At 61.1% G+C, this 23,405-nt stretch carries 23 protein-coding genes; 11 read left to right on the top strand and 12 right to left on the bottom strand.

The window, feature by feature from the left end:
- Position 1 precedes the first annotated feature (1 nt).
- Together leuD and ACFWYE_RS04585 are read left to right on the top strand one after the other, a co-directional pair.
- Positions 2-613: a 3-isopropylmalate dehydratase small subunit gene (leuD, locus tag ACFWYE_RS04590; protein WP_379109879.1), complete on the top strand. Its 612-nt coding sequence runs from the start codon at positions 2-4 to the stop codon at positions 611-613.
- Complete coding sequence (locus ACFWYE_RS04585; RefSeq protein WP_379109878.1) at positions 595-1,527, top strand: alpha/beta fold hydrolase; 933 nt, start codon at positions 595-597, stop codon at positions 1,525-1,527. The genes leuD and ACFWYE_RS04585 overlap by 19 nt, the downstream gene beginning before the upstream one ends.
- On the opposite strand, the gene ACFWYE_RS04580 is transcribed toward ACFWYE_RS04585, so the two are convergent.
- Both ACFWYE_RS04580 and map read right to left on the bottom strand, forming a co-directional pair.
- The gene (locus ACFWYE_RS04580; protein ID WP_379109876.1) at positions 1,470-2,411 is read right to left on the bottom strand and encodes a LysR family transcriptional regulator; all 942 of its coding nucleotides are present in this window, start codon (positions 2,409-2,411) and stop codon (positions 1,470-1,472) included. The two genes, ACFWYE_RS04585 and ACFWYE_RS04580, sit on opposite strands and share 58 nt — an antisense overlap.
- A 132-nt stretch (positions 2,412-2,543) precedes the next feature.
- Positions 2,544-3,374, bottom strand: coding sequence for a type I methionyl aminopeptidase (gene map, locus ACFWYE_RS04575; protein ID WP_379071922.1), 831 nt, complete (start codon positions 3,372-3,374; stop codon positions 2,544-2,546).
- Between the two features lie 158 nt (positions 3,375-3,532).
- Here map and ACFWYE_RS04570 point away from each other — a divergent pair, with 158 nt between their 5' ends.
- Positions 3,533-5,047 carry an ArnT family glycosyltransferase gene (locus tag ACFWYE_RS04570; protein ID WP_379109874.1) on the top strand — a complete coding sequence of 505 codons (1,515 nt, stop codon included), beginning with the start codon at positions 3,533-3,535 and terminating at the stop codon, positions 5,045-5,047.
- A 228-nt stretch (positions 5,048-5,275) separates the two neighbouring features.
- The gene (locus tag ACFWYE_RS04565; protein ID WP_379110613.1) at positions 5,276-5,539 is read left to right on the top strand and encodes a DUF982 domain-containing protein; all 264 of its coding nucleotides are present in this window, start codon (positions 5,276-5,278) and stop codon (positions 5,537-5,539) included.
- A 24-nt stretch (positions 5,540-5,563) separates the two neighbouring features.
- Here the strand turns inward: ACFWYE_RS04565 and ACFWYE_RS04560 are convergent, their stop codons facing one another.
- Positions 5,564-7,012, bottom strand: a complete 1,449-nt coding sequence (locus ACFWYE_RS04560; RefSeq protein WP_379109872.1) for an aromatic amino acid lyase — start codon at positions 7,010-7,012, stop codon at positions 5,564-5,566.
- 33 nt (positions 7,013-7,045) lie between these two features.
- Between ACFWYE_RS04560 and ACFWYE_RS04555 the strand changes: the two genes are divergently transcribed.
- The 4 genes from ACFWYE_RS04555 to recJ all read left to right on the top strand — a co-directional run bounded on the left by ACFWYE_RS04555 (position 7,046) and on the right by recJ (position 11,250).
- Positions 7,046-7,219: a hypothetical protein gene (locus ACFWYE_RS04555; RefSeq protein ID WP_379071914.1), complete on the top strand. Its 174-nt coding sequence runs from the start codon at positions 7,046-7,048 to the stop codon at positions 7,217-7,219.
- A gap of 8 nt (positions 7,220-7,227) precedes the next feature.
- Positions 7,228-8,166, top strand: coding sequence for a Dyp-type peroxidase (locus tag ACFWYE_RS04550; RefSeq protein ID WP_379109870.1), 939 nt, complete (start codon positions 7,228-7,230; stop codon positions 8,164-8,166).
- Between the two features lie 253 nt (positions 8,167-8,419).
- The gene (gene glpX / locus ACFWYE_RS04545; protein WP_144377426.1) at positions 8,420-9,403 is read left to right on the top strand and encodes a class II fructose-bisphosphatase; all 984 of its coding nucleotides are present in this window, start codon (positions 8,420-8,422) and stop codon (positions 9,401-9,403) included.
- A gap of 62 nt (positions 9,404-9,465) precedes the next feature.
- Entirely contained in the window at positions 9,466-11,250 is a 1,785-nt protein-coding gene (recJ, locus tag ACFWYE_RS04540; RefSeq protein ID WP_379109868.1) for a single-stranded-DNA-specific exonuclease RecJ, read from the top strand.
- A gap of 20 nt (positions 11,251-11,270) precedes the next feature.
- Here recJ and ACFWYE_RS04535 read toward each other — a convergent pair whose 3' ends face one another.
- From ACFWYE_RS04535 to folE, 3 genes are all read right to left on the bottom strand, one after another.
- Positions 11,271-12,242, bottom strand: coding sequence for a patatin-like phospholipase family protein (locus ACFWYE_RS04535; RefSeq protein WP_379071906.1), 972 nt, complete (start codon positions 12,240-12,242; stop codon positions 11,271-11,273).
- An 85-nt stretch (positions 12,243-12,327) separates the two neighbouring features.
- Positions 12,328-12,786: a phosphoribosyl-AMP cyclohydrolase gene (gene hisI, locus ACFWYE_RS04530; RefSeq protein WP_379071903.1), complete on the bottom strand. Its 459-nt coding sequence runs from the start codon at positions 12,784-12,786 to the stop codon at positions 12,328-12,330.
- A gap of 36 nt (positions 12,787-12,822) precedes the next feature.
- Entirely contained in the window at positions 12,823-13,461 is a 639-nt protein-coding gene (gene folE, locus ACFWYE_RS04525; RefSeq protein WP_129415534.1) for a GTP cyclohydrolase I FolE, read from the bottom strand.
- Between the two features lie 242 nt (positions 13,462-13,703).
- On the opposite strand from folE, the gene ACFWYE_RS04520 reads away from it, so the two are divergent.
- A complete protein-coding gene (locus tag ACFWYE_RS04520) occupies positions 13,704-14,150 on the top strand; it encodes an iron-sulfur cluster assembly scaffold protein (RefSeq protein ID WP_379071898.1) in 447 nt (148 codons plus the stop codon).
- Positions 14,151-14,255: 105 nt separating this feature from the next.
- On the opposite strand, the gene ACFWYE_RS04515 is transcribed toward ACFWYE_RS04520, so the two are convergent.
- Both ACFWYE_RS04515 and ACFWYE_RS04510 read right to left on the bottom strand, forming a co-directional pair.
- Positions 14,256-15,368: a glycosyltransferase family 4 protein gene (locus ACFWYE_RS04515; protein WP_379110611.1), complete on the bottom strand. Its 1,113-nt coding sequence runs from the start codon at positions 15,366-15,368 to the stop codon at positions 14,256-14,258.
- A gap of 28 nt (positions 15,369-15,396) precedes the next feature.
- Positions 15,397-15,960, bottom strand: coding sequence for a polysaccharide biosynthesis/export family protein (locus ACFWYE_RS04510; RefSeq protein WP_129415531.1), 564 nt, complete (start codon positions 15,958-15,960; stop codon positions 15,397-15,399).
- A gap of 272 nt (positions 15,961-16,232) precedes the next feature.
- On the opposite strand from ACFWYE_RS04510, the gene ACFWYE_RS04505 reads away from it, so the two are divergent.
- A complete protein-coding gene (locus ACFWYE_RS04505) occupies positions 16,233-18,524 on the top strand; it encodes a GumC family protein (RefSeq protein WP_379071896.1) in 2,292 nt (763 codons plus the stop codon).
- 207 nt (positions 18,525-18,731) lie between these two features.
- Here ACFWYE_RS04505 and ACFWYE_RS04500 read toward each other — a convergent pair whose 3' ends face one another.
- Together ACFWYE_RS04500 and ACFWYE_RS04495 are read right to left on the bottom strand one after the other, a co-directional pair.
- Positions 18,732-19,958 (bottom strand): GNAT family N-acetyltransferase, encoded by a 1,227-nt coding sequence (locus ACFWYE_RS04500; protein WP_379109866.1) that lies wholly within the window; start codon positions 19,956-19,958, stop codon positions 18,732-18,734.
- A gap of 104 nt (positions 19,959-20,062) precedes the next feature.
- Positions 20,063-20,278, bottom strand: coding sequence for a DUF2842 domain-containing protein (locus ACFWYE_RS04495; protein WP_326895139.1), 216 nt, complete (start codon positions 20,276-20,278; stop codon positions 20,063-20,065).
- A 151-nt stretch (positions 20,279-20,429) separates the two neighbouring features.
- Here ACFWYE_RS04495 and ACFWYE_RS04490 point away from each other — a divergent pair, with 151 nt between their 5' ends.
- Positions 20,430-21,524 (top strand): COX15/CtaA family protein, encoded by a 1,095-nt coding sequence (locus ACFWYE_RS04490; protein WP_379109865.1) that lies wholly within the window; start codon positions 20,430-20,432, stop codon positions 21,522-21,524.
- A gap of 29 nt (positions 21,525-21,553) precedes the next feature.
- On the opposite strand, the gene ACFWYE_RS04485 is transcribed toward ACFWYE_RS04490, so the two are convergent.
- Positions 21,554-22,390, bottom strand: a complete 837-nt coding sequence (locus ACFWYE_RS04485; protein WP_379109863.1) for an aminoglycoside phosphotransferase family protein — start codon at positions 22,388-22,390, stop codon at positions 21,554-21,556.
- Between the two features lie 67 nt (positions 22,391-22,457).
- Positions 22,458-23,390 carry an N-acetyl-gamma-glutamyl-phosphate reductase gene (argC, locus tag ACFWYE_RS04480; RefSeq protein ID WP_379071885.1) on the bottom strand — a complete coding sequence of 311 codons (933 nt, stop codon included), beginning with the start codon at positions 23,388-23,390 and terminating at the stop codon, positions 22,458-22,460.
- Between the last annotated feature and the right edge of the window lie 15 nt (positions 23,391-23,405).

Genomic DNA, 23,405 nt, shown 5'->3' with positions numbered 1-23,405 from the left:
GATGGAAGCCTTCGTCAGAGTGAAGGGTGTTGCGGTACCGCTCGCGGCCAGCAACATCGATACCGATGTCATCATGCCCAAGCAGTTCCTGAAAGGAATAGATCGCAGCGGCCTCGACCGCGGACTTTTCTATCATCTTCGTTTCGACGAGCAGGGCAGGCCTCGCCCGGAATTCATCCTCAACCGACCGCAATGGCAGGATGCCGCCTTTCTGATCGCCGGGGCCAATTTTGGCTGCGGGTCCAGTCGGGAGCATGCTGTCTGGGGGCTTATGCAATACGGTATCCGCGCCATCATCGCGGAGAGCTTCGCTGGCATTTTCTTCGACAATTGCGCCCGCAACGGCCTGCTTGCAATCGAACTCGGTGAGCCTGACGTCCGGCGTTTGCAGGACCTAGCCGGTTTGCCCGGGGGCAATGTGCTCACCATCGATCTGGACAGCCAGACCGTCTGCGGCCGGGACCTGGAGATCGGTTTCGAGATCGAGGCAATACGCAAGAACGCCTTGCTCAAGGGGCTTGATGCCGTTGGCCAGACGCTTGAGTTGAGCGATGAGATCAGCGCCTTCGAACGCAGGCATCTGCGGGAAAATCCATGGTTGAACGCGAACTGACTGCTGAAAAACCGCTGGTGTCGATCGGACCGTCGGCATTCCTCGAAGGCTTCGATCTGTTCGATTTCAACGCTGCGGCGGAAACGAGGCTGCGTTTTGCAATCGCGGGCGAGGGAGCGCCGCTCCTGCTTCTTCACGGGCATCCGCAGACGCATGTGACCTGGCGAAAGGTCGCTCCTGTACTTGCCCGCCACTTTACGGTGATCGCGGCCGACCTGCGTGGATATGGCGACAGCGGCAAGCCATCGGGCGGAGATGACCATGTCAACTACTCCAAGCGGGCGATGGCCAGGGATCAGGTCGAGCTGATGCGGGCCCTGGGGTTCGACCGCTTTGTCGTGGCGGGACATGATCGGGGTGGACGTGTCGCCCACCGCATGGCGCTCGATCATCCCGATGCAGTCACCAGGCTTGCCGTGCTGGACATCGCGCCGACCGCGACGATGTATGCGCGCACCAACCGGGAATTCGCCACCCGGTACTTCTGGTGGTTCTTGCTAATCCAGCCTTACCCGTTGCCGGAGCGACTGATCGCTGCCGATCTGGAGTATTTTCTGCAGGCACATCTTGGCCGGCAAAACGGCTCTGCGCATGCAACCGAGCCCGAGGTCATGGCGGAATACCTGCGCTGCTATCGCGACCCGATGACACAGCATGCCGTTTGCGAAGATTACCGGGCGGCGGCCGGTATAGATCTTGTCCATGACGCCGCGGACGACGACAAGCGCATCGCCGTACCTTTGCTTGCCATGTGGGGCGCGCGCGGGACCGTCGGCACGCTTTATGACGTCGAACAGACCTGGCGGGAGAAGGCGCTGGACGTCAGGGGCAGGGCGCTGGACTGCGGCCACAATCTTCAGGAAGAATGCCCTGCTCTGGTGACGGAAGAGCTGTTGTCGTTCTTTGCAGCCTGATCCCGGTCGCGCAGCAAGCGCTGCCAGAAGCGTTCCGCTGTCTGGGTCTGCCGCGCCCTGGAGCGAAAAAGATGAATGTCGATCGAGACCTCGTCCTCCAGCAGCCCGATCTTCACCAACCGTCCTGACGCGATATCCTCGGCCACCAGGCTGAGAGGCGACCATGCCAGCCCGCGCCCGTCGCGTGCCATCGCCACCAGCATGGTGGCAAGATGCGATGAAAAGACGGGTTCCGGCGGCAGGCTCCTGCCGCTCTGTTCCCACGCGGCATTCAGGATGCGGCCCATGCCGGATTCCGCGGAATAAGCGAGATAGGGCCCATTCTCCATGAGCTCGTCCGATGCCAGGGATGGTGCGGCAACGGGTACGAGGATGTCCGTGCCAAGCGGTACGGACCGAAATCGATCCCCTGTCAGTCTGTTGAATGCAGCGGTGTGATGATGGCACAGGAGAAACTGGCTTCGTCCCTCGATCATGAGCTGTTCACAGCGCACCATTGAGTCCGCGATCAGCTGCACGGAAGCCATCAATGGTTCGTCACTTTCAAGCCTGCGCAGCCACGGTGGGAAGAAGGTCAACGACAGGGCGTGTGTCGATGCAAAGACCAGCGTTTCCGTCGCTGCCTGGGCGGCGCTCATCGCATCACGGCGCGCTGTCTCGAGTTGCCGAAGGATCTCCTCGGCGAATGGCTTGAGCCGCTCTCCGGCGTTGGTTAGCTCGATCGAATGCGAACTTCTGTCGAAAAGCGGCGTGCCGACCCATTCCTCCAGGCATTTGATCCTCCTGCTGAAGGCCGGTTGGCTGATGGCCCGCCGCTCGGCGGCGCGCGAAAATCCGCCCTCGCGGATCACCGCAAGAAAATCCAGGAGCCAGACTGTATCCATGCTTGATTCCCCAAGCAGCGAGGCGGGCTGTCAGGCCAGCGACCGGCGCATGCTTTCCCCGTGCCTGTCATAGACCGCTGCCCTTGAACGTGTCTCCGGCGCGGGAGCAGAGGCACCTTCACCCGGATCTGGTTACAGGGGCGGAAGGCCCGGCCGGTCGAGCCCCTTCGGCGACAGCGTGAAGATCTCGCAGCCGGTTTCGGTCACGCCGATCGTGTGTTCATACTGCGCTGAAAGCGAACGGTCCCGGGTTACCGCGGTCCAGCCGTCGGAAAGAACCTTCACATGCGGCCGGCCGAGATTGATCATCGGTTCCACCGTGAAGATCATGCCGGGACGCATTTCCACGCCTTCATTGGCATGGCCGTAGTGGAGGATGTTCGGAGCGTCATGAAACAAGCGGCCGACGCCATGACCGCAGAAGTCCCGCACGACCGAGCAGCGTTCACCCTCGGCATAAACCTGGATGGCCTGGCCGATGGCGCCGGTGCGCACGCCGGGACGGATGACGGCAAGGCCGCGCATCAGGCATTCATGCGTCACTTCCATCAGCCGTTCGGCCGCGCGCTTGACGGCACCAACCGGATACATACGGCTGGAATCGCCGTGCCATCCGTCGAGGATGTAGGTAACGTCTATGTTGACGATATCGCCGTCGCGCAACGGCTTGTCGTCGGGAATGCCATGGCAGACAACGTGGTTGATCGAGGTGCAGGACGATTTCGTATAGCCGCGGTAGTTGAGCGTGGCCGGCAGCGCGCCGTGGTCCATGCCGAATTCGAAGACAAAACGGTCTATCGTATTCGTGGTAACGCCGGGTTTTACGATGTCGACCAGTTCATCCAGGCATTGCGCAGTCAGCCGGCAAGCCTTGCGCATGCCGGCGAAGCTTTCCTCATTGTAGAGCCTGATCTGGCCGGTGTTGCGCAGCGGGGCCGTTTCGGCGTCTAGATAGGTAACCATGGATATCCGGAAGCAGTTTGTTTCGGGCAGGTTATCATGTGACACCGATGGTGTCGTTCTTCAACCTTTGCGTTGCATTGGGCGCGAGACAGGTGGCGTTTGACCATGCTAGATGCCGATTGCTGGGGGAGATAGGCATCTAGACGGGACGGTATTCCGTGTCGGGTATCCTCAGGCAACTGCTCGGCTGGCCGGGCTGGCGCGCATCTCCCGCGCAATGGCAGATCAACATGCTGGAAGGATGGGCCAGATATTGGCCCCTTTTCGTTCTCGGCGTGGGGCTGCTGTTCTATTTTCCGTATCTGGGGCTGCGTCCGCTGCGTTTCGAGGAAGGCCGGCGCGCGCTGCAGGTTCTGGAAATGCTGGATGGCGGCGCCTGGTGGCATCTCAAATTCATTGGCACGCCCTACATCAACAAGCCGCCTTTCACGCCCTGGCTGATGGCAGCGGTGACAGAGTTGCGCGGCGTGTTGGACGAGGTCTCCGTCCGCCTGCCGGGCGTGATCGCTGCATTGGCCGGCGCGCTTTCGGCCAGTGCCGCCGCCCTTGTTCTTGCCCCACGCGATCGCACTGTGGCGGCTCTCGCGGCCGGATTGGCCTTCCTCTGCTCGGTGCAGATCCTGCTGAAGGCGCGCATCGGCGAGACGGACGTCACCGCAACGGCTCTTTGTGGCATGGCGCTGGCACTCTGGCTGCATGGCCGCGCACGTCGGCGTTTCGGGCTTGCGCTCTGGCTTGGTATCACGGCTCTCCTTGCCTGCGCGGCGATGACCAAGGGGCCGATTCCCATCATGTTTTCGGCGCTGCCGATGATCGTCCTGCCCCTGCTCGAACGGAAGCCGCGCGATGCCGTTGCTGCCGTTGTTGTCATCGTGCTTGCGCATCTGCCGATGTTGGCGTGGGTCTGGTCGAACCGTCTTGACGCGGGCGCCGCGCATTGGGTCAACGAAATGCGGCTCGGTGGCGAGATCGGTGGCGACAACCAATTGAGCCGCCTGCTGCATCTCAGCGATCTGCCCTTAGCTGTCCTCTATCAGTTGCCGTTCCTGCCAGCAGCGGTTGCCTTGGCTGTGGCACGCGTTGACTTGCCGCGCGAGCGGCGCTGGATCGTCGATGCGCTGCTTCTTGCCGCCGTGCCGATGAGCGTGCTCACGACCATTCTGCCGATCGGGCGGACTCGCTATTCCATGCCGGCCACATGGCCGCTCGCCGTCATGGCCGGGCTGTGGATATCGATGAACTGGCGCCGGCTCTATTTCTCCCATTTCATCATCGGTGCCGGTTTGACCATCGCCGTCGTCGTGCAGCTTGTTCAGATTGTCGTCACCGATGGGCGAACGAGCGGACAGCGCCAACTGCGCGCGGACGTCGAGGCATTTTCTGTTGTGATGAAAAGCCTGCCGCCGGGGCCAATGCCGGTGGTCTGGGATCGCGATCACATGAACGAGAACATTCTGGTCTACGGTCACCGCAAGATGTTTGAGCTGCGCCGCGATGAGCTCGATTGTCAGGTGGCAAGCGACTACCTGGTCGCCGGCGCTTCGGATATCGCGGTGATGGAAGCCTCGCCGAATTGGGTCAAGGTTGAGCCGTTGTCGGATTGGGGTGCGCTCTACAGGCGGGTTCAGGAAACGCCAACGCGAGACTGCAGGCCGCGCTTCGCCCCCGCCTGATCGGTGCTGCAACCCTGGCGTTTGCTTCGTCGGCGTGGATTGTAACCGTAGGCGGCGCCGTGCGGACGGTTGTGTTGCAGATATGCAACCGGTGGTCGCGCTCTCGCCACAATTCACCATAAAAGGCCTTGGCAAGGAACTTCCGCCCAGAAAAGACGTTCACGCCCCGGGTGGAGGCAGTCGAGAGGCATTGTCATGCGCGAATTGCAGTTTGCCGTACCCGTTCGCATTGTTCCCACTCCAGACCAGCCGGTCGAGGAGATCTATGGCGTGGAACAGGCCATGGACTTCCTGTCCGAGTGGCCAACGGGCAAGCAGGGCAAGCTGTATCAGACAGCCTTCAATGCCTGTTTTGGCGCCAGCGTCGGCATCACGACCTCGGAGGAGGCATGTCGTGCGTTCGCGGCTTTCTGCCGTGCCAGCGGCATTATCGCCAAGGACATGATGCGGCCGCGCAAGCGCGGTGATGAAATGGAAATGCTGCCGATTTGATCGTCCGGAACGCTGAGCCCGCACCTAGGGCTTGAACGTTTCCGCGGTAAAGTGCCGTGCAAGCTGCCCCAGCTCTGGTCCAAGGATCCTGTCCTGCTGCACCGGCGGCACGAAAGAGCGCACCTCATCCATGAACTGTGCAAGCCGAGGCGGCGCGTTGCGCCTGGTGGCATGAAACGCCTGCGAGGCAACGACTGAAAGGCTCGCCAGGCAGGCATCGAGATACCGGCCAGCTTTCTCTTCCTTTGCCCAGGCGATGAAGGCCGTCGTTGCCACGTCATCCTGACCTGAGCCGGCCGACTCCGTGCCGGGTATGAAGGTCGTCTGCGCCGCCAGTTTCGCCTGTTCGAGATATCCCGTTGAAGCCATCGGCACATAACCGAGAGCCCCATGTCCATCGCTGTCGCTCGGATGCCGATCGACCATGAGCAGATTGGGTAGGTGCGATACCGTACCGTTCAGCAGCTTGGATCCATGGCGATCGCACAGCAGGCAAAGATCCGCCCAGATCGCCGCCAGGTCGTCGAGAGCGGGTGCTGCCATGGCATTGTGATAGCCGCCGGTACTGATGCAGCGGCCGTAGACATGTTTGTCGTCCGGCGGGACGAAGACGGGATTGTCGGAGGCCGAACGCAGCGAAATTGTCGCCGCGCGTTCGGCTGCGGAAAGGGCGCGGTGTGCCTGACCGAGAACCCGCGGCACGATACGGAAACTGACGGGTGCCTGGTAGTTGCGCCGCTCGTTTGTTCCGCCTTCGAGGAGATTGCGCAGGCCACTCAAAGCCGCGGCTTCGTGCTCGTCGCCCCAGAGGCTCTCAAGCACTGCGTCATAGTGCTCGAGCGGTGCCCGGAATGCCTCGATCGAAAGAGCGAAGACCTGTTCGGCCCGTTGCAATCGTCGCCTCGCGGCGATCGCGCTGTCGGCAACGAGTGCCGCCGCGCATGGCGAGCCGTTGATCAGCGAGCCACGTTCCTTGACTTCGAGATCGAGGCGCGATGTCAGTTCGGCGAACAGAGGGTAGAGGGCGAGGATTTCTCCGGCCCCGCCTTGGCCGGAAGAGGCAACCGTTGGCATTGGCCGGCCGTCGAGCATATCCGCCACCGCAAGCGCTATCCGGGGAGTGGTTGCCGCATGGCCCTCCAGGAAGTTGGCCAGCCGTGCAAACACCATGGCGCGCACGACACGCTCAGGGAAGGGGTCGCCAAAGGAGGTCGCGGCGGCGAAGGCCTTTATTCGGGCATGACGCTCGCGTTCGTCTCTCGAGAGACGCGTATGGGCAAGCTCGCCCATTGCCGTCGTCACGCCGTAGATGACGAGTGATGGATCTTTGTCGATAAGGTTGAGGAATGCGGTTCGGCAGCGGGCGATTTCGGAAAGGGCGGCGTCGCTGAGCGTTACCGGCTCGTTCTGCCAGGCGACACGCAATACGGTCTCGAGGTTGATATCCTGTCTGGTTGTAACGACGACTGTCATCGGAGCGTCCCCAATATGCTCAGGAGACACGAAGTGCTGCTGTTGCGCTTCGGTGGTCAAGGCCCCCGAGGAGGCATCCCGATGGGCCAGTTCCGATCAGCAGGCGGCATCGGAAATTCGGAAAACACCGCAATCATGGGTATCGAAACTTGTAGATCGACCTTCGCCGTTGCATCGTATCGGTTGCTGACGCTCGATGATGGTTGATGGACAAAATGGTCTCAAGTCTTCCCTCCCCAGTCTCACAATCGGTTGCCAGCAGGCTTACGCGCGCCGCCATTTTCCTGGTGGTGACGATCAATCCCGGGCCGGAGGCAGAGGAAACGGTTCGCGACCTTTGTGCGGATCTGTCGAGCTTGCTGCGCGGTGTCGGTTTCCGTGATCTCGAAGGGCAGCTCTCCTGTGTCATGGGGTTTGGTTCGCAGGCCTGGGACAGGCTGTTTGGTGTGCCAAGGCCAAGGGATCTGCATCCATTCCGTGAAATTCATGGCGTACACCGCGCGGTTTCAACTCCTGGCGACATACTTTTTCATCTGCGTGCTGCGAGCATGGATCTGTGCTTCGAGCTGGCCACGCACATCATGTCGCGGTTGAGCGGCGCCGTCGCCACCGTGGACGAAGTGCACGGCTTCAAGTTTTTCGACGATCGCGACCTGATCGGCTTCGTCGACGGCACTGAGAATCCAGTCGACCAGGCGGCTGTGGATGCCACCATCGTCGGCGAGGAAGATGCGCCTTTCGCCGGCGGCAGCTATGTGATCGTCCAGAAGTACCTGCATGACGTCGAGCGGTGGAACAAGGTTCCTGTCGAAGAGCAGGAGAACATCATCGGGCGCCACAAGCTCTCCGACATCGAGCAGCGCGACTCAGAAAAGAAACCCTATGCCCACAATGTCCTGACCTCGATCGAGGAAGACGGAAAGCAACTGCAGATCCTGCGTGACAACATGCCCTTCGGCGAGATCGGCAAGGGTGAGTTCGGCACCTATTTCATCGGTTACGCCCGCTCCCCGCATCGCATCGAGAAAATGCTCGAGAACATGTTCGTCGGCAATCCGCCAGGCACCTATGACCATCTGCTCGACTTCAGCCGTGCGGTCACGGGTTGCCTGTTCTTCGTGCCGACGGCAGACTTCCTGGATGACGTCGCGTGAAGGCCGGAGACATCGCGTCTTGCACGGCCCATCAGGTTGGATGATTGGCAAGGTTGCCATGGCGAACACTGCAACCTGATCAAGGACAAATAAGGCGCGCCGCCGCAGCAGAAAATGCCGGTATCTCTTTCAATCGATTGATATTGTTTCTTGGTCGGGAAAGCTTCTCTCCAGGTCTTGCTGTTGTCATGAGGCTTTGACACAAGAAGCGCGCCTGCGCCTTTGGCGCGTTGCAAATGAGGATTTCCACTTCATGAATGCTGTTTCGAACACGATCGCCGGTCTCGACCGAATTCTCACCATGGAACTGGTGCGCGTCACCGAGCGTGCCGCCGTTGCCGCAGCAAGGCTGCGCGGGCGCGGCGATGAGAAGGCGGCCGATCAGGTCGCGGTCGATGCCATGCGGTCTGAGTTGAACCGCCTCAACATCAAGGGCACCGTGGTGATCGGTGAGGGCGAACGCGATGAAGCGCCGATGCTCTACATCGGTGAAGAGGTGGGTACCGGCAAGGGACCGGCGGTGGATATCGCACTGGACCCGCTGGAAGGCACCACGATCTGCGCCAAGAACCTGCCGAATGCGCTGGCCGTCATCGCGATCGCCGAAAAGGGCAGCCTGCTGTTCGCTCCGGATGTCTACATGGACAAGATCGCCATCGGTCCCGGCTATCCGGAAGGCACCATCGACATCGACGCTTCCCCGGCCGACAACATTGCCAGCCTTGCCAAGGCGAAAGGTGTGCCGGTGAACGAGGTCACGGCTTGCATTCTCGACCGTCCGCGCCACGCCAAGCTGATCGAGGCGGTGCGCGCAACCGGTGCGGCCATCCGCCTGATCGGCGACGGCGATGTCGCCGGCGTCATCCACACCACCGATCCGGAAGAGACCGGTATCGACATCTATATCGGCTCGGGTGGTGCGCCTGAAGGTGTTCTTGCCGCTGCAGCCTTGCGCTGCACCGGCGGCCAGATGCAGGGCCGCCTGATCCTCGACACACCTGAGAAGGTGGCGCGCGCCGCCAAGATGGGCATCTCGGATCCGAACAAGGTCTATCGCGTCGACGAGATGGCGCGCGGCGATGTATTGTTCGCGGCTACAGGCGTCACCGACGGCAATATGCTCGCCGGCGTGAAGTTCGGCCGCAACTACATCACCACCGACACGATCGTGCTGCGTTCCTCTTCGCGTACGGTACGTGAGATCAAGGCTCGCCATCAGGACCTCGATAAGTTTTGATTTTTGTCGGTTTCACCGTATTGAGCCGTCATGTGGCTCAATACGGTGAATGGTAGCCCCGCATGACCGGTGAAAAGCGGTTCTTCCTCGACGTCCGGCGATCGGCTACCGGACTTGCATGGGTGCATCGGCTGTCCGAACGGCAGGACATGACCGCTCTGGCCATCGCCCAGGGCCATGGCGTGCCGGACATCGTTGCGCGCGTGCTGGCAGGGCGGGGCGTAACCGCCGTCGGCACCGAGCGTTTCCTGGATCCCACCATTCGCGATCTCTTGCCGGACCCCGCATCGCTGACTGACATGGACAAGGCGGCGGTGCGCCTTGCCGAGGCGGTCATCCGTGGCGAAAGGGTGGCCATCTTCGGTGACTATGACGTCGACGGTGCGGCCTCTTCGGCATTGCTCAAGCTCTTCCTGGCGCATTTCTCGGTGCCGTCGGAGATCTACATTCCGGATCGCATCTTCGAGGGCTACGGTCCCAACCCCGACGCAATGCGCGAGCTGGTCGGACGAGGAGCGAGCCTCATCGTCACCGTCGATTGCGGCACCAACAGCGCGGCTTCCATCGACGCCGCCAAGGAGGCCGGGGCCGATGTCGTGGTGCTGGACCATCATCAGGTTGGCGGCGCGCTGCCAGCAGCCACCGCCATCGTCAATCCCAACCGCGAGGATGATCTTTCCGGCCAGGGGCACCTGTGTGCGGCCGGCGTGGTTTTTCTGACATTGGTGCAGACTGCCAAGCTGCTGCGGGAACGAGTGCCTGATGCGCCGAAGCCCGATCTGCTCGGCATGCTCGATCTCGTCGCCCTGGCAACGGTCTGTGATGTCGTTCCCCTCGTCGGCGTCAACCGCGCCTTCGTTGTCAAAGGCTTGCAGGTCATACGCCAGCAAAGGAATGTCGGTCTGGCGGAACTGGCGCGTGTTTCGCGCATCGGCGAACCGGTGAACACCTTCCATCTCGCCTTCCTGATCGGCCCGCGTATCAATGCCGGTGGTCGTATTGGCGATGCTGCTCTGGGCAGCCGTCTTCTGGCGACGGATGATCCCGTGGAAGCTCGTACCATCGCTGAAACCCTCGACCGGCTGAATCAGGAGCGCCAGACCATGGAGCAGGAGATGCTTGCCCAGGCGCGCGCCGAGGCTGATGCCGAATTGGTTGGCGGGGAGGGCCCTGCGGTGATCGTCACGGCTTCCGATAGCTGGCATCCTGGCATTGTCGGGCTGATCGCATCGCGGCTGAAGGAGCATGCACGGCGACCATCCTTTGCCATCGCCTTCAATGCCAACGGTACCGGCACCGGTTCGGGTCGGTCGGTTGTCGGTTTCGACCTCGGCAGGCTGGTGCGTGAGGCCGCGGAGGCAGGTCTGATCGTCAAGGGCGGAGGTCATGCCATGGCGGCGGGCATCACCGTCGAACGCGAAAAGCTTGGTGCCTTGCGCGCCTTCTTCGAGGACCGCGCGGCCGCTGACGTGTTCCGCCTGCGCGACGAGGAAACCCTTCTGGTCGACGGCGCGCTGGCGGCGGAAGGAGCCACGCTTACGTTGCTGGACACGCTGGAAAAGGCAGGGCCATATGGTACGGGCCATGTGCCGCCGCTGTTCGTGCTGCCGCGCCATCGGCTGGCCGATGCGCGGGCTGTCGGCACCAACCACATCCGTGTGGACCTGACCTCCGAAAGCGGAGGACGCATCCAGGCGATGGCCTTCCGCGCAGTAGACACCACTTTGGGTGAATTCCTGTTCAAGAACAGGGGCAAGACCCTGCATGTCGCGGGGTCCGTTTCGGGCAACTACTGGAATGGCAATCGCAGCGTGCAGTTCCGCATCACCGATGCGGCAATAGCCTGATCCTTGCTTCGAAGAGCCGGCTAAGCGAGGACGGCCTGCAGTCGTTTCAACTCGTCGATGTGTGCCATCGTAGCTTCATAGCCAAGGCGGATCGCCTCATCGGCACGATGGAATTCGGCCAGGCCGATATGACCGAGCTTCGGCTGCAGTGACAGATCTGGCGGATCGCCGGCCATGCGGGCACGCGAAATGCGATCCTGGATGATGTTGAAGGCCTCCACCATCATGCCGGTAATGCCTAGCCGCGTTCCCTGCTCGGTGGCATTGGGGTCGAAGCGCGCTGGCCTTTTAGCGTCCTTCTGTATGACGAGTTCACCGGCATTGTGCTTGATGACTGCGGCGCGACCGAAGAGATCGTAGTGGAGGTTGACCGCCACCACCATAGGCTGCTCGTAGGCGCGGCACACGGAAACCGGAACCGGATTCACCAGCGCGCCGTCGGCCAGGATACGGCCGTTGCAGTTGACCGGTTCGAAGACCCCCGGCAGCGCATAGGACGCCCGCATCGCCGTGACCATCGACCCCTGGTTGATCCAGATTTCGTGGCCCGTCCGGACCTCTGTCGCGACGGCAACGAACGGCTTTGGTAGTCCTTCGATGCGGATCCCATCAAGATGCTCGCGCAGTCGCGCGTCCAGCTTCATGCCGCCGAACAGGCCATTGCCGCGCAGATTGATGTCGAGCAGGCCAAAGATGCGGCGCCGGGTCAGACCGCGCGCGAATTCTTCCAGTTCATCCAGCTTGCCGGCAAGATAGCAGCCGCCAACCAGCGCGCCGATCGAAGTTCCAGCGATCATGGAGATTTCGAGGCCGACCTCGTCGAGTGCCCGCAATACTCCGATATGAGCCCAGCCACGCGCTACGCCACCACCGAGGGCCAACGCTATGCCGCACTTGCTGGGATGCTTATGCGCCGGTGCTCCGTCGGACGCCGACGGGTCATTCGCTTCGCGAGCGATCCCCCTGCCACGCAATGACGCCCATTCGAGCATCACAGTCTCCCTTAACCCACGACCATCTTATACAACGGCCGTATCGAAATCGTGAATCGGGCAAAGTTGCGTCCCGGAGGGAGAATCAACGAGGCTTCCGATAGGTCTCATGCGCATCGAACAGCGGCACGCTACCGTCGCTGGCGAGTGTCCCCTTGCCATCGACAAGCGCTACTGTCCGATAGAAGCAAGAACGCCGGCCCGTATGACAGGTTGCATCGTGGCCTGTCACATTTACGCGAAGCCATATCGCGTCCTGGTCGCAATCTGTCCTGATCTCGGCGACTTGCTGGAAATTACCTGACGTTTCGCCCTTTTTCCAAAGTGCGTTGCGCGAGCGCGACCAGTAATGGGCAATCCCGGTTTCCAGCGTCAGGGCGAGCGCCTGTGCGTTCATATGCGCTACCATCAGGAGCATGCCGTCGCTGGCATCGGTAACGACCGCGGTAACCAGGCCGTTGGCGTCGAAGCGCGGGGTAAAAGCCTCGCCTTCCTCCAGTTGAAGCTTGTCGCTGGACGGTTCGGGAAATTGCAAAGCGGTCATCGCCGGATCCTGGAAGTCTGGAGCCGGCGAAGCGGATCAAATTCCGCTGCCGGCGCGCACCATGGTAACAAACCGGATCTGTTCCTCGGGATTGTCCCGGAAAGTGCCGGTAAATGTGGAAGTCAGGGTTGTCGACCCCTGCTTGCGGATGCCGCGCATGGCCATGCACATATGCTCGGCCTCGACCATCACCGCAACGCCACGCGGATTTAGCACGTCCTGGATGACACCGGCAATCTGCGCGGTCAGCGCTTCCTGGGTCTGCAGGCGGTGCGCGAAGATATCGACGACGCGGGCGATTTTCGAAAGCCCGACGACCTTGCCATCCGGCAGATAGCCGACATGTGCCTTGCCGATGATCGGCACCATGTGGTGCTCGCAATGCGAATGGAACTTGATGTCGCGCACGATGACGAGGTCGTCATAGCCCGCGACTTCCTCGAAGGTGCGTCCGAGTTCTTCGGCCGGGCACATGTCATAGCCGCCGAACATCTCGCGATAGGCCTTGGCTACGCGCTTGGGCGTGTCGACCAGCCCTTCACGGTCCGGATTGTCCCCGGTCCAGCGCAAAAGCGTGCGGACCGCCGCCTCGACTTCCTCCTGGCTGGGCCGGTCGGTGACCGGCTTATCCATATAGGCCGACTGCGGCATGATCTTCTTGATGGCGGCATCCATGAAAGGCATCTCCCGTAGTTCCCTTCATAGAGGGAACGAGTTGAACGGACCACTGCCTTTTGCGGTAGCGGAAACCCCACCCGGTTTCCCGCCCGAAAGCGGCGTGAAAAAAGGCCGGTTGAAGCGACTGCCCATCGCCTTGTCGTCACCGGACCCACGGCATTATATATGGTCGTGCTGAGCGAATGAAAGATACGCCAGCAGTATTCGATGATCGTGCCAGCATGGCGGGCTGAAACATTATGATCGACGACGTCTACAACGCGAAAATTCTTGGCTTTGCCGGAAATATCGGCCGTATCGGCCGTTTGGAGCATCCCGACGCGACGGCCAAGGCCCACTCCAAGCTGTGCGGCTCGACCGTGGTGGTCGATATTGCCATGCAGGACGGTATCGTTACCGATTTCGCGCATGACGTGAAGGCGTGCGCCCTTGGCCAGGCGTCCTCCTCCATCATGGCTGCCAACGTTGTCGGCGCGACCGCACAGGAGTTGCGCGCAGTGCGCGAGGCGATGTGGAAGATGCTGAAGGAAAATGGCGCACCGCCTGAAGGCCGTTTTGCCGATCTGAAGTATCTGGAGCCGGTGCGCGACTACAAGGCGCGTCACGCTTCCACGATGCTGACCTTCGACGCGGTCGTCGATGCGATTGGCCAGATCGAAGAGAAAAGCGCCGAAGCCGCCGCCTGATCCGGAGTATTTCCGTTTTCACGGGAACGCTGAAGCTGATTGTTTTGACGCAATCCCTGACGCAAAACCGCTACGCGCTTGTTCTGAGATTGCTCTTTGGGAGAGCTAGCCAGCCAAGGCCGCGAAATACGCTTTTTCGATTTCTGCTGCCATGACGTCGGCGCCGAATCGTGACTTCAGCACACTGGTTTGTGGCATTGCCTGGCGGTAGGCATCCAGATCCGTCAGTGCCTGGTCCATTTTCTCGCCGATTTCGATGGCATCCGGCTGCACGAGGGCAGGAGAACCTGGGCCGAAGATTTCCGGTATGCCGCCGACCGCGCTGGCGATCATCGGCTTTCCTGCCGCGAGTGTTTCGAGCACGATGTATGGCATCGCTTCGGCGCGCGAAGGCACCACGACGACATGAGCCAATGCGAAAGCCCTACGAGCCGGCATCGGTGGGAAAAAGCGAATGCGGTTGTCCAGGCCAAGCCGCTTCACCTGGGCATGATAGCGCGGCAGATCATCGCCGTCGCCGACCATCACGGCGCTGATGGGACGTTCGGTGCGAATCTCTGCCTGGGCGAGAGCGTCGATGAAGATGTCCGGGCCCTTCAAGTCACGCATCATGCCGATATAGAGAAGATCGGCGGCGTCCGTATTCGCGGCGACAGGCTCGAACTCGCCATCACGCAAGCCGTTGTATACCAGCACGTTCGGTACACGCGGTTCCCCGACCTTGCGCCGGTAAGCCTGCCTCTCATAGTCGGAAACGAACAGCAGGTAGTCGGTGAAGAAAGCCATCGTCCGCTCGATTGCGAAGAACAGCTTTCCTGTCGCCGTGCGCTCGTCATAGTGCAGGCTGCCGCCATGCGGCGAATAGAGGCGGGCCACGCGAGACCTTGAAACCCGCAACAGTGAGCCGAACAGGCGCGCGTAGGCACCGCCCTTGGCGCCATGGCCATGGAGCACATCCGGCTGCAATTCCTTGATGATCTTGAAGGTTCGCCAGGCTGAAGCGGCGTCCCCCGGACCGATGTGCCGTTGCATGGGAGTGCGATGCACGCCAAGCGCCAGCGTATCTTTCATGTCTTCAAACAGTGCTTCCTCGAAAGCTCCCCCGGTTGTCGAATCGCAGACGATGCCTACCTGGTGACCGGCAGCGGCCTGCGCATCGGCTAGATCGCGCACATGGCGGAAAATACCGCCGACCGGTGAGCGGAAGCAGTGAACGATACGGAGCGAAGAGGGGGATGCCACGTGATCAGAACAGGCGTTCGCGAACGTAGACAGTGTCACCTGGAAGCAACGGGTCGGATGTTACGACCTGCCCAGTCATCACCTTTCCGTTGATGTCGCGTGTAACATCGACATCCGATTGATTGGCGCGAGCCGAGAAGCCACCGGCAATGGCGACGGCTTTCTGCACGGTCAACCCGGGCACATAGGAATATTGGCCGGGAGCGCCCACTTCACCCATGACGAAGATCGGACGGTAGCGGTCGATCTCGACAGAGACATCGGGATCGCGCAGGTAGCCCTGCCGCAGCTTGACGGCGAGGGCCTTCTCGAGCTGCTGGGCCGTGCTGCCGCGTGCCGGCACCGGGCCAACGAGCGGGAAGGAAATAAAGCCAGACTGGTCGACATTATAGGTATTGGTCAGGCCGTCCTGCTCGAACACGGTTACCCGCACGCGATCACCGGCGCCGAGTCGATAGGGCTGTGTAAGCGCATCATGGAAAGCCGGCGGTGTCGGCCGGTAACTGGTGCAGCCCGCGAGCAGCGATACTGCAAGCAATGCGCGAAGGAGCGGGGCGGATTTTCTCATCACCAGATACATGCCTTCGACTGGTCGCCGGATGATCGGCAGACGTTCAGGATCGAGTCTCGTTATCGGTCTGTTAGGGTTAATGGCCGGTAAAATTTGGTGCCGCGAAATATGAGCAGATGCTGATTTTATGGTTTGGCGCGCTGTCGATTGCCTCTGTAACGACCGGCGGCATGGGATTCCGTTGTTCCCTTATTTGAGGCGCAGCTTTTTAACGGCTAAGTTACCATGCTTGTTTACCATGCCCGCAACCCAAGGCGGGAGCAGAATGCATGTCGAGCGTACAATCAAGCGCTGCAGATGTTGATGTTGACCTGAGGCAGCTCTTCGCGAGTCTTGGCCGAAACTGGCTGCGTATACTTCTGGGCTCTCTGGTCGTGGCCGGCCTTGCATTCGCCATCACGTCATTCGTTACGCCGCTCTATAAGTCCGAGACGCGACTGGAAATCGCGGACCGCGAGTCGCCTTATACTCGCCCCAACGCAGGCGCCGAGGCGAATCGTGAAAATCTGGACGAGGGAGCAATTGCCAGCCAGGTGGTGCTGATCTCTTCGACCGACGTTCTCCGGAAAGTGGCGGAAAAGCTGGATCTGGCGAAGCGGGCAGAGTTCGATGAGACGGTGAACATGTCTGCGGTCACCCAGTTTCTCATCCTGGTCGGCTTGAAAAGCGACCCGAATGAGATACCGGCGGAAGAGCGCGTGCTTAAGAAGATGCGCGAAAAACTCAATGTCTATCGCGTTGAGGGGACACGCGTCATCAGCATCGAATTTTCATCGCGGGATGCCAAGCTGGCAGTCGCTGTGCCCGATGAGATCGCGAACTTCTATATTGAGATGCTTCGGGGAACAAAGAAAGAATCGGGTATCGAAGCGACCGGTTACCTGGCGCCGGCTATCGAAAGGCTTTCCCAGCAGGTGAAGGAGGCTGAAGCCAAGGTTGCGGCCTATCGCGCGCAATCGGATCTGCTTCTCGGTCAGAACAATGCCGTGCTCGCCACCCAGCAACTTTCAGAAATGTCGAGCGAACTGTCACGTGTGCGCGCCAATCGTGCTTCCGCCGAAGCGACCGCCCAAGCCGTTCGCAAGGCGTTGCAGAGCAGCGGATCGCTGGATACCTTTCCGGAAGTGCAGGCATCTCCGGCAATCCAGCGTCTGCGTGATCGGGAAGGGCAGATCAAGAGCGACATCGCCGATCTCTCGACGACTCTCCTTGAAGGGCATCCACGCATCCGCTCACTGCGGTCGCAGCTTACCGACATAGATCGCCAGCTTCGCACGGAAGCGCAAAATGTGCTGGCGAGCCTCGTGACACAGGCGCAGACCGCGCAGGAACGCGAGAATCAGCTTGTCACCGACCTGAACCGCTTGAAGGCTGAAGCCGCCCGTGCCGGAGAAGAACAGGTTGAACTCAATGCCCTGGAGCTTGATGCCGCAACGAAACGCCAGACGCTTCAAGACAATTTGACCCGATTCCAGGAGGCTGACGCCAGGCAGGATCGCGGCTATCTCCCAGTAGTCGCGAATATCGTCTCGAAAGCGGCGATACCGACAGAGCCCTATTTCCCCAAGGTTATTCCGATCGTCAGTGCGGCGTTCGTCGCCTCGTTGCTGGTGATGTCGATTTTCACTTTGCTGAGCGAGCTGTTCTCAGGTCGTGCCATGCGACCGGCGCAGGGGCCGCACCCTGAACCTGTGAGACAGGTGCCGATGCCCGTGATGGTGGAGCCGACGCCGGTGGTGCAGGCCGATACGCTGCCCGATCCACAGGAGATTCGTTATCCTGCGGCAGAAGCCCCTGCGGCGGCGACGCGGCAACAGGGCGATGAGCGCGCTGCCGCGGTACGCAAGGCTGCAGCGCTGATTGAGAACATTTCAACAGGCCACTCTCCTGTGCCTGTGGACGAGCCATCGCCTGTGGAAGAGCCCGTGCCCGCACAAGAGCCTGTGCTGGAACAGTCCGCTCTGGGCCTTGGTGAGATCGATATCGAAAAGGCCGCCGAAAGGCTGATCACCAGCGGGGCGGCCCGCGCGCTCTTCATCTCGCCTGAGGGGGATGAGGCGGCGGCGAGCTCCATCATGGTCGCTCGCGAGGTCGCCGATGCAGGCTTGCGCGTGCTGTTGCTGGATCTTACCGCTTCCGGAGCCGCATCACGCCCGATGCTTGATGGAACCAATCAGGCTGGAATCACCAATCTGCTGGCTTCCGAAGCTCAGTTCAGCGATGTCATCCACGCCGATCACTATTCGGACTGCCATGTGATTCCGGCAGGCACCGCCGATCCGGTACGCGCGATGCGGGCAGCAGACCGTCTGCCGATCATCATGCAGTCGCTGACCACGGCCTACGACCTTGTGGTGGTGGAATGTGGACCGGCAGACGCCGATGGCATCCGTCGGCTCGTCGGTGAGGCGACGGAAGTATTCGTCAGCGCGCTGGAGCCGAGCGAGGCTGTCGCCGATGCAGCCGTCAAGCTGATCGAGGGTGGTTACCCGGACCTGGTTCTGGTGACGCCGGCGAGCCATGGCAGACCTGGCGCTCCGCTCGGTCGATCTGCCGCCTAGGAGCATTTTGTAGCCAAGTGGAATCACTTGGCGTTACAAAAATGCGACGAAAACAAAACTTAGAGCGTTTCCGCGTTTCCGTGAAAAACGGAACCGCTCTAGGAGTAATTCCACCAAACTTGCGCGCCCGTTCTAAGTCCGCGATGAGGTGAAACCAAAGCGCTGGAGTGTTTTCGCGAATAGCGGAAATCTCCAGGCTGACGTTTGTCAGTCGTCGTCAGTCCGTGAAGGTTGTTCCTGGCCCTGTGCCCTGCGTCGCAGGGCTTTGGTGATCTTCCAGATCATTGGACTGTTCTTGACGAAGGCCTTGGCCCGCGCGCCCTGGTGCAGCGCGCTGGCCAGCGCACGGCCTTTTGTCGTGAGCGGGACAAGCGCGTCGCTCTGCCTGATCTCGACATCGCACCACTGACGCTTGTACGGCTCATCCCCGACGGAAAAATCGTAAAGAAGATTGCCCTGCTGGCATGCTTCCTGAATGTTGTCGAAAAACAGGAAATCGCCGGGGCTGGCAAAAGAAAGCTCGTCCTCCAGGATCGCACCGAACTCGCAGACCAGTCGCTTTGGTGAACGGCTCGTGCCGGTCACAGCGCGTAGCTTGCCAGCGACTTCGAGACCATGCAGGACGAAGGTGGTGTTCTGGCTGTCGAGAGCGCCTGCGAACAGTGCCTGGAAAAAGCCGCGCACCCGTTCATCGCCAAAGACATTGACGATGCCCATCTTGCGGAAACGCTGTTCCTTCATGGCGAAGAAGGCGTCGAGCAAGCGTCTTGCTTCTTCTCTCGTCCCTGCTTCGATCCTGGAGAAACCTCCAGCAGCCTCGAATTTGCGCGCCTGCGAGCGGTGCTTCTTGCGTTTGCGTTTGCCACTGGCACGCTCCAGCACACTGTCGAAACCGCCGTCGAGGTCGACCGCCAGGGCGAGGTTTGGGCTGGGGAAGGACGGAAGCCCTGCCAATGGATTGTTGACGCCGTTGAGGTCGGGCTGAAGCCGCTGCAATGCGACGAGATCGATATCGGGGCGTGCCGACCGGATGGCTGCAAACAGGGCTGGCAGGTGCGATGATACGAAGTCTCTTTCAGAAATATCGGAAATTGCCGGGAAATTTCCGTTGGCGTGGCGCCCGCCAAGGAAGCGAGCTATGCGGAATGGTCCGGTGCGTTCGATTTCCAGCGCGAGTGCAAACACCGTATGACCATCAACCTTCAGCGCGGCGATGATGGCGTCGGGGCGCAGATGTTCGATCCAGTGGCGTACCCAGAGCGGGTCCTGCGGCGGCGCATGAAGGGCGGTTCGGGCGAATTCGGCATAACCGGCGAGCGCTTCATCGGTGGCTGCCTGCACGGAAGACACAAACCGCGCACTTGGCGGTGCCCGGTAAGGCACGGCCGTTGACGCGAAAGCCCTGTTTTCCCCCGACGCCGTCGCGTCCACCATGCCTGCATCGTCCTGTTGGTGCCATGCAGTGAACCTGCATCAGGCGGACACGTCATGGTGCAGCATATTAGACTAAAAAGATAAATGAATCTTGGTCTTGCTTGCTAGTTCTTCGGGCGAGGCTCGAGGATCAGCCACTTGATGATGCCCATGGCCGGCAGGATCCAGAGCAGGCCACTGAGCGCGAAGAAGACGAGATGGGCGAGCGGACCGGATTGCGACAGCTGCGCGACGGCGACAATGGTCGCGACAATCGCGTAGACGACGACAAGCGCCACCAGGAGCACAGTTCCGATCAGCTTCTTCAGACGCATGGGCATGGCTGCAATCCTTTGTGACGTTCGGATTATGCCGAATGGCAGACGTGTGCAACCGGCCAATGCTGGCGCGACGGCGTGCCGCGCCGCGTCGCCTTGCCAGTTTTGGTGCTATGGTTCACTTGAGACCGCAAGACCAATACTCGGACCAGCCATGGCAGCCACGACCGAAATTGCCGCACCCGTTGCCGAACAGAATCGCGAACTGCGCAATCGTGCACTGGTTCGCGGCTGGTTGTATGTCGTGCTGCTGGTGTTGTTTGCCATCGTCATGGTGGGTGGTGCCACCCGCATGACGGGCTCGGGCCTCTCGATCACCGAATGGAAGCCGATCCACGGTGTCGTTCCGCCGCTCAACCAGGCCGAATGGCAGGAAGAGTTCGAGAAGTATCAGCAGATCCCGCAGTACCAGCAGATCAACAAGGATATGACCCTGGATGAGTTCAAGGGCATCTTCTGGTGGGAATGGGCGCATCGGTTGCTGGCGCGCGGTGTCGGCTTCCTGGTTGCCGTTCCGCTCGTCTTCTTCTGGGCGACGCGTCGACTTGAAGGCCATCTGAAACCGCGTCTGGTCGGCCTCCTGGCACTCGGTGGATTGCAGGGGGCCATCGGATGGTGGATGGTTGCTTCCGGTCTGAGCGAGCGCGTTTCGGTCAGTCAGTACCGGCTGGCGACGCATCTGACGCTGGCCTGCATCATCATCACGGCGGTCGCGTACATAGCGCGTGGCCTGGCCTCGTACAGCGAGCCGCCAGCTGCGCGCGGCACCCAGCGGTTCGCCGGCATCATGGTGTTGCTGGTCCTCATCCAGATCTACCTCGGCGCATTGGTCGCCGGCCTGCATGCGGGCCTTACCTACAACACATGGCCATTGATGGATGGCGCCATCGTTCCTGGCGACCTGTTCATCCTCGATCCGGCTTGGCTCAATTTCTTCGAAAACCCGAAGACGGTGCAGTTCGTGCACCGCATGTTTGCCTACACAGTCCTGATGGTCGCCTTGTGGCATGCACTTTCGACAGCGCGCGCCGCGCCCGGCAGCACCCATTCACGGCGGGCCTGGGTTCTCTTCTGGCTTGTCGTTGTCCAGGCCGCCATCGGTATCGCCACGCTGCTGTTGCAGGCGCCGATCGACGTGGCATTGACCCACCAGGCTTTCGCGATGATCGTGCTGGTTTTCGCAACCGCTCACTGGCGCGCCACCAAGGGCGCCTACCGGCTCGAAACCGAGGTGGTCGTCAGAGGCTGACGACCGGTAGGGGCCTCTCGGCCGGATATCTAGAAGCTGCCGTCGCGCACCGAGCGTACGGCCTCGACGATAGACAACTCACGTGCCTCGTCGACTTCGTTCTTGTCCTGGTTGTGCCATGAAGCCGACAGGCAGCCATAGGCGATGGCATGATCGAGTAAACGGCGCGGATCCTGACCCATCGAGCGCGAGAAGATCGTTGCCATCGTCGCGATACGCTCCGTATCGGTGCACAACCGGTCCAGCGGGTTGAAGAACATGTTGGCAGCGTCGAAGCCCGGGTCGCCCAATATGCCCTTCGCATCGATCGCCAGCCAGCCGCGTGGCGACTGGATGATGTTGTCGTGATGAATGTCGCCGTGCAAAGGGCGCACATCCAACGGATCGGAGAGCAGGCGCTCGGCGATTTCGGCAGCATCGACATAAGAGCTTTCGAGACCGGTGTTCCTGTCCGCCTTCGCCTTGTCGAAGAGGCTGACGAAACGATCGCGAAGCGGTTGCAGGTCGCTTGGCACGGGGTGTCGCGACGGCGAGTGCAGCCGTGCCATCACCTCGGCGGAGATTTCGGTGGCGGCCGTATCGCTCGCGTCGTCCAGGACGGCACGCAGGTGACGTTCACCGGCATATTCGATCAACATCATCTTGTCTTCGCTGTCGAACAGGCGGACGAGGCCTTCACCGCGCCGCCAGGACAGCAGATGAACACCGCGCCATTCGTCTTCGACATCGTCGAAATCCTTCAACGCCTTGACGATTGCCGGCGTGCCATCGGCCTGGCGCACCTTCCAGATGCGGCTGGAGAAGGTCTCGGCAATAAGAACGGGCTCGCTGACGTTCCAGCGCGCCGGCATGGCAGGCGGGTGCATGATTTGCTTCCAGTTGTTGGAAAGCGGAGCCGCGCCATCGCGCGACCCCGCTTTGATATCGGATGGATCAGCCGTTGAGGCCGAGCATCAGGTCGAGGTTCTGGACCGCCGCTCCCGATGCGCCCTTGCCAAGATTGTCGTAGACGGCAACAAGCAGCGCCTGCGCCCGCGCATCGTTGGCAAAGACATAGACCTTCATGCGGTTGGTGTCGTTGTACTGCTCCGGATTGAGCTCCGGCACACGATCGATGGCCTCGTAAGGTGCCACCTCCACCACGCCGCCCTGGATGCCGGCGAAATGGTCCGCGATTGCCGCGTGCAGTTCGGCACCCGTCGGAATATGGTCGAGCTGGGCCAGCTGCAACGGCACCACCGTAATCATGCCCTGTGCGAAATTGCCGACTGCCGGCTGCATCAAGGCGTCGTGCTTGAGCTTCGCATAAGCCTTCAGTTCCGGCAGGTGCTTGTGCTTCAGGGAGAGCGCATAGGGCGTGAATTCCGAAGCGTTCTCGCCTTTGGCTTCATAGTCCTCGATCATGGTGCGGCCGCCGCCGGAATAACCGGAGATGCCGTTGAATGTCACCGGATAGTCAGCCGGAAGCAGGCCAGCTTCGACGAGCGGGCGCAGTGTCGCGATAGGGCCTTGCGGCCAGCAACCGGGATTGGCGACGCGCTTCGCACCTGCGATGCGCTTCATCTGCTCCTTGTCCATTTCAGGGAAACCGTACTCCCAGCCGGCTGCGACGCGATAGGCGGTGGAGGCGTCGATGACGCGGGTGGTGTCGTTCTTGATCAGCGACACGCTTTCCCTTGCCGCATCGTCCGGCAGGCACAGGATGGCGACATCGGCAGCGTTGAGGAACTCGGCACGGGCAGCGGTCTCCTTGCGGCGCTCTGCCGGCACGGAGATGATCTCGAGATCGCCGCGGTCCGCCAGCCGGGCCCTGATCTGCAGGCCGGTGGTGCCGTGTTCGCCGTCGATGAAGATTTTCGGTTTCATTGCCTTGTCTGGTCC

This window comes from Mesorhizobium sp. NPDC059025, assembly GCF_042739655.1.
In the GTDB taxonomy this organism is placed as follows: Bacteria; Pseudomonadota; Alphaproteobacteria; order Rhizobiales; family Rhizobiaceae; genus Mesorhizobium.
The sequence above is the reverse complement of the archived record's forward strand: the minus strand, read 5'-3'. Positions and strand labels throughout refer to the sequence as shown.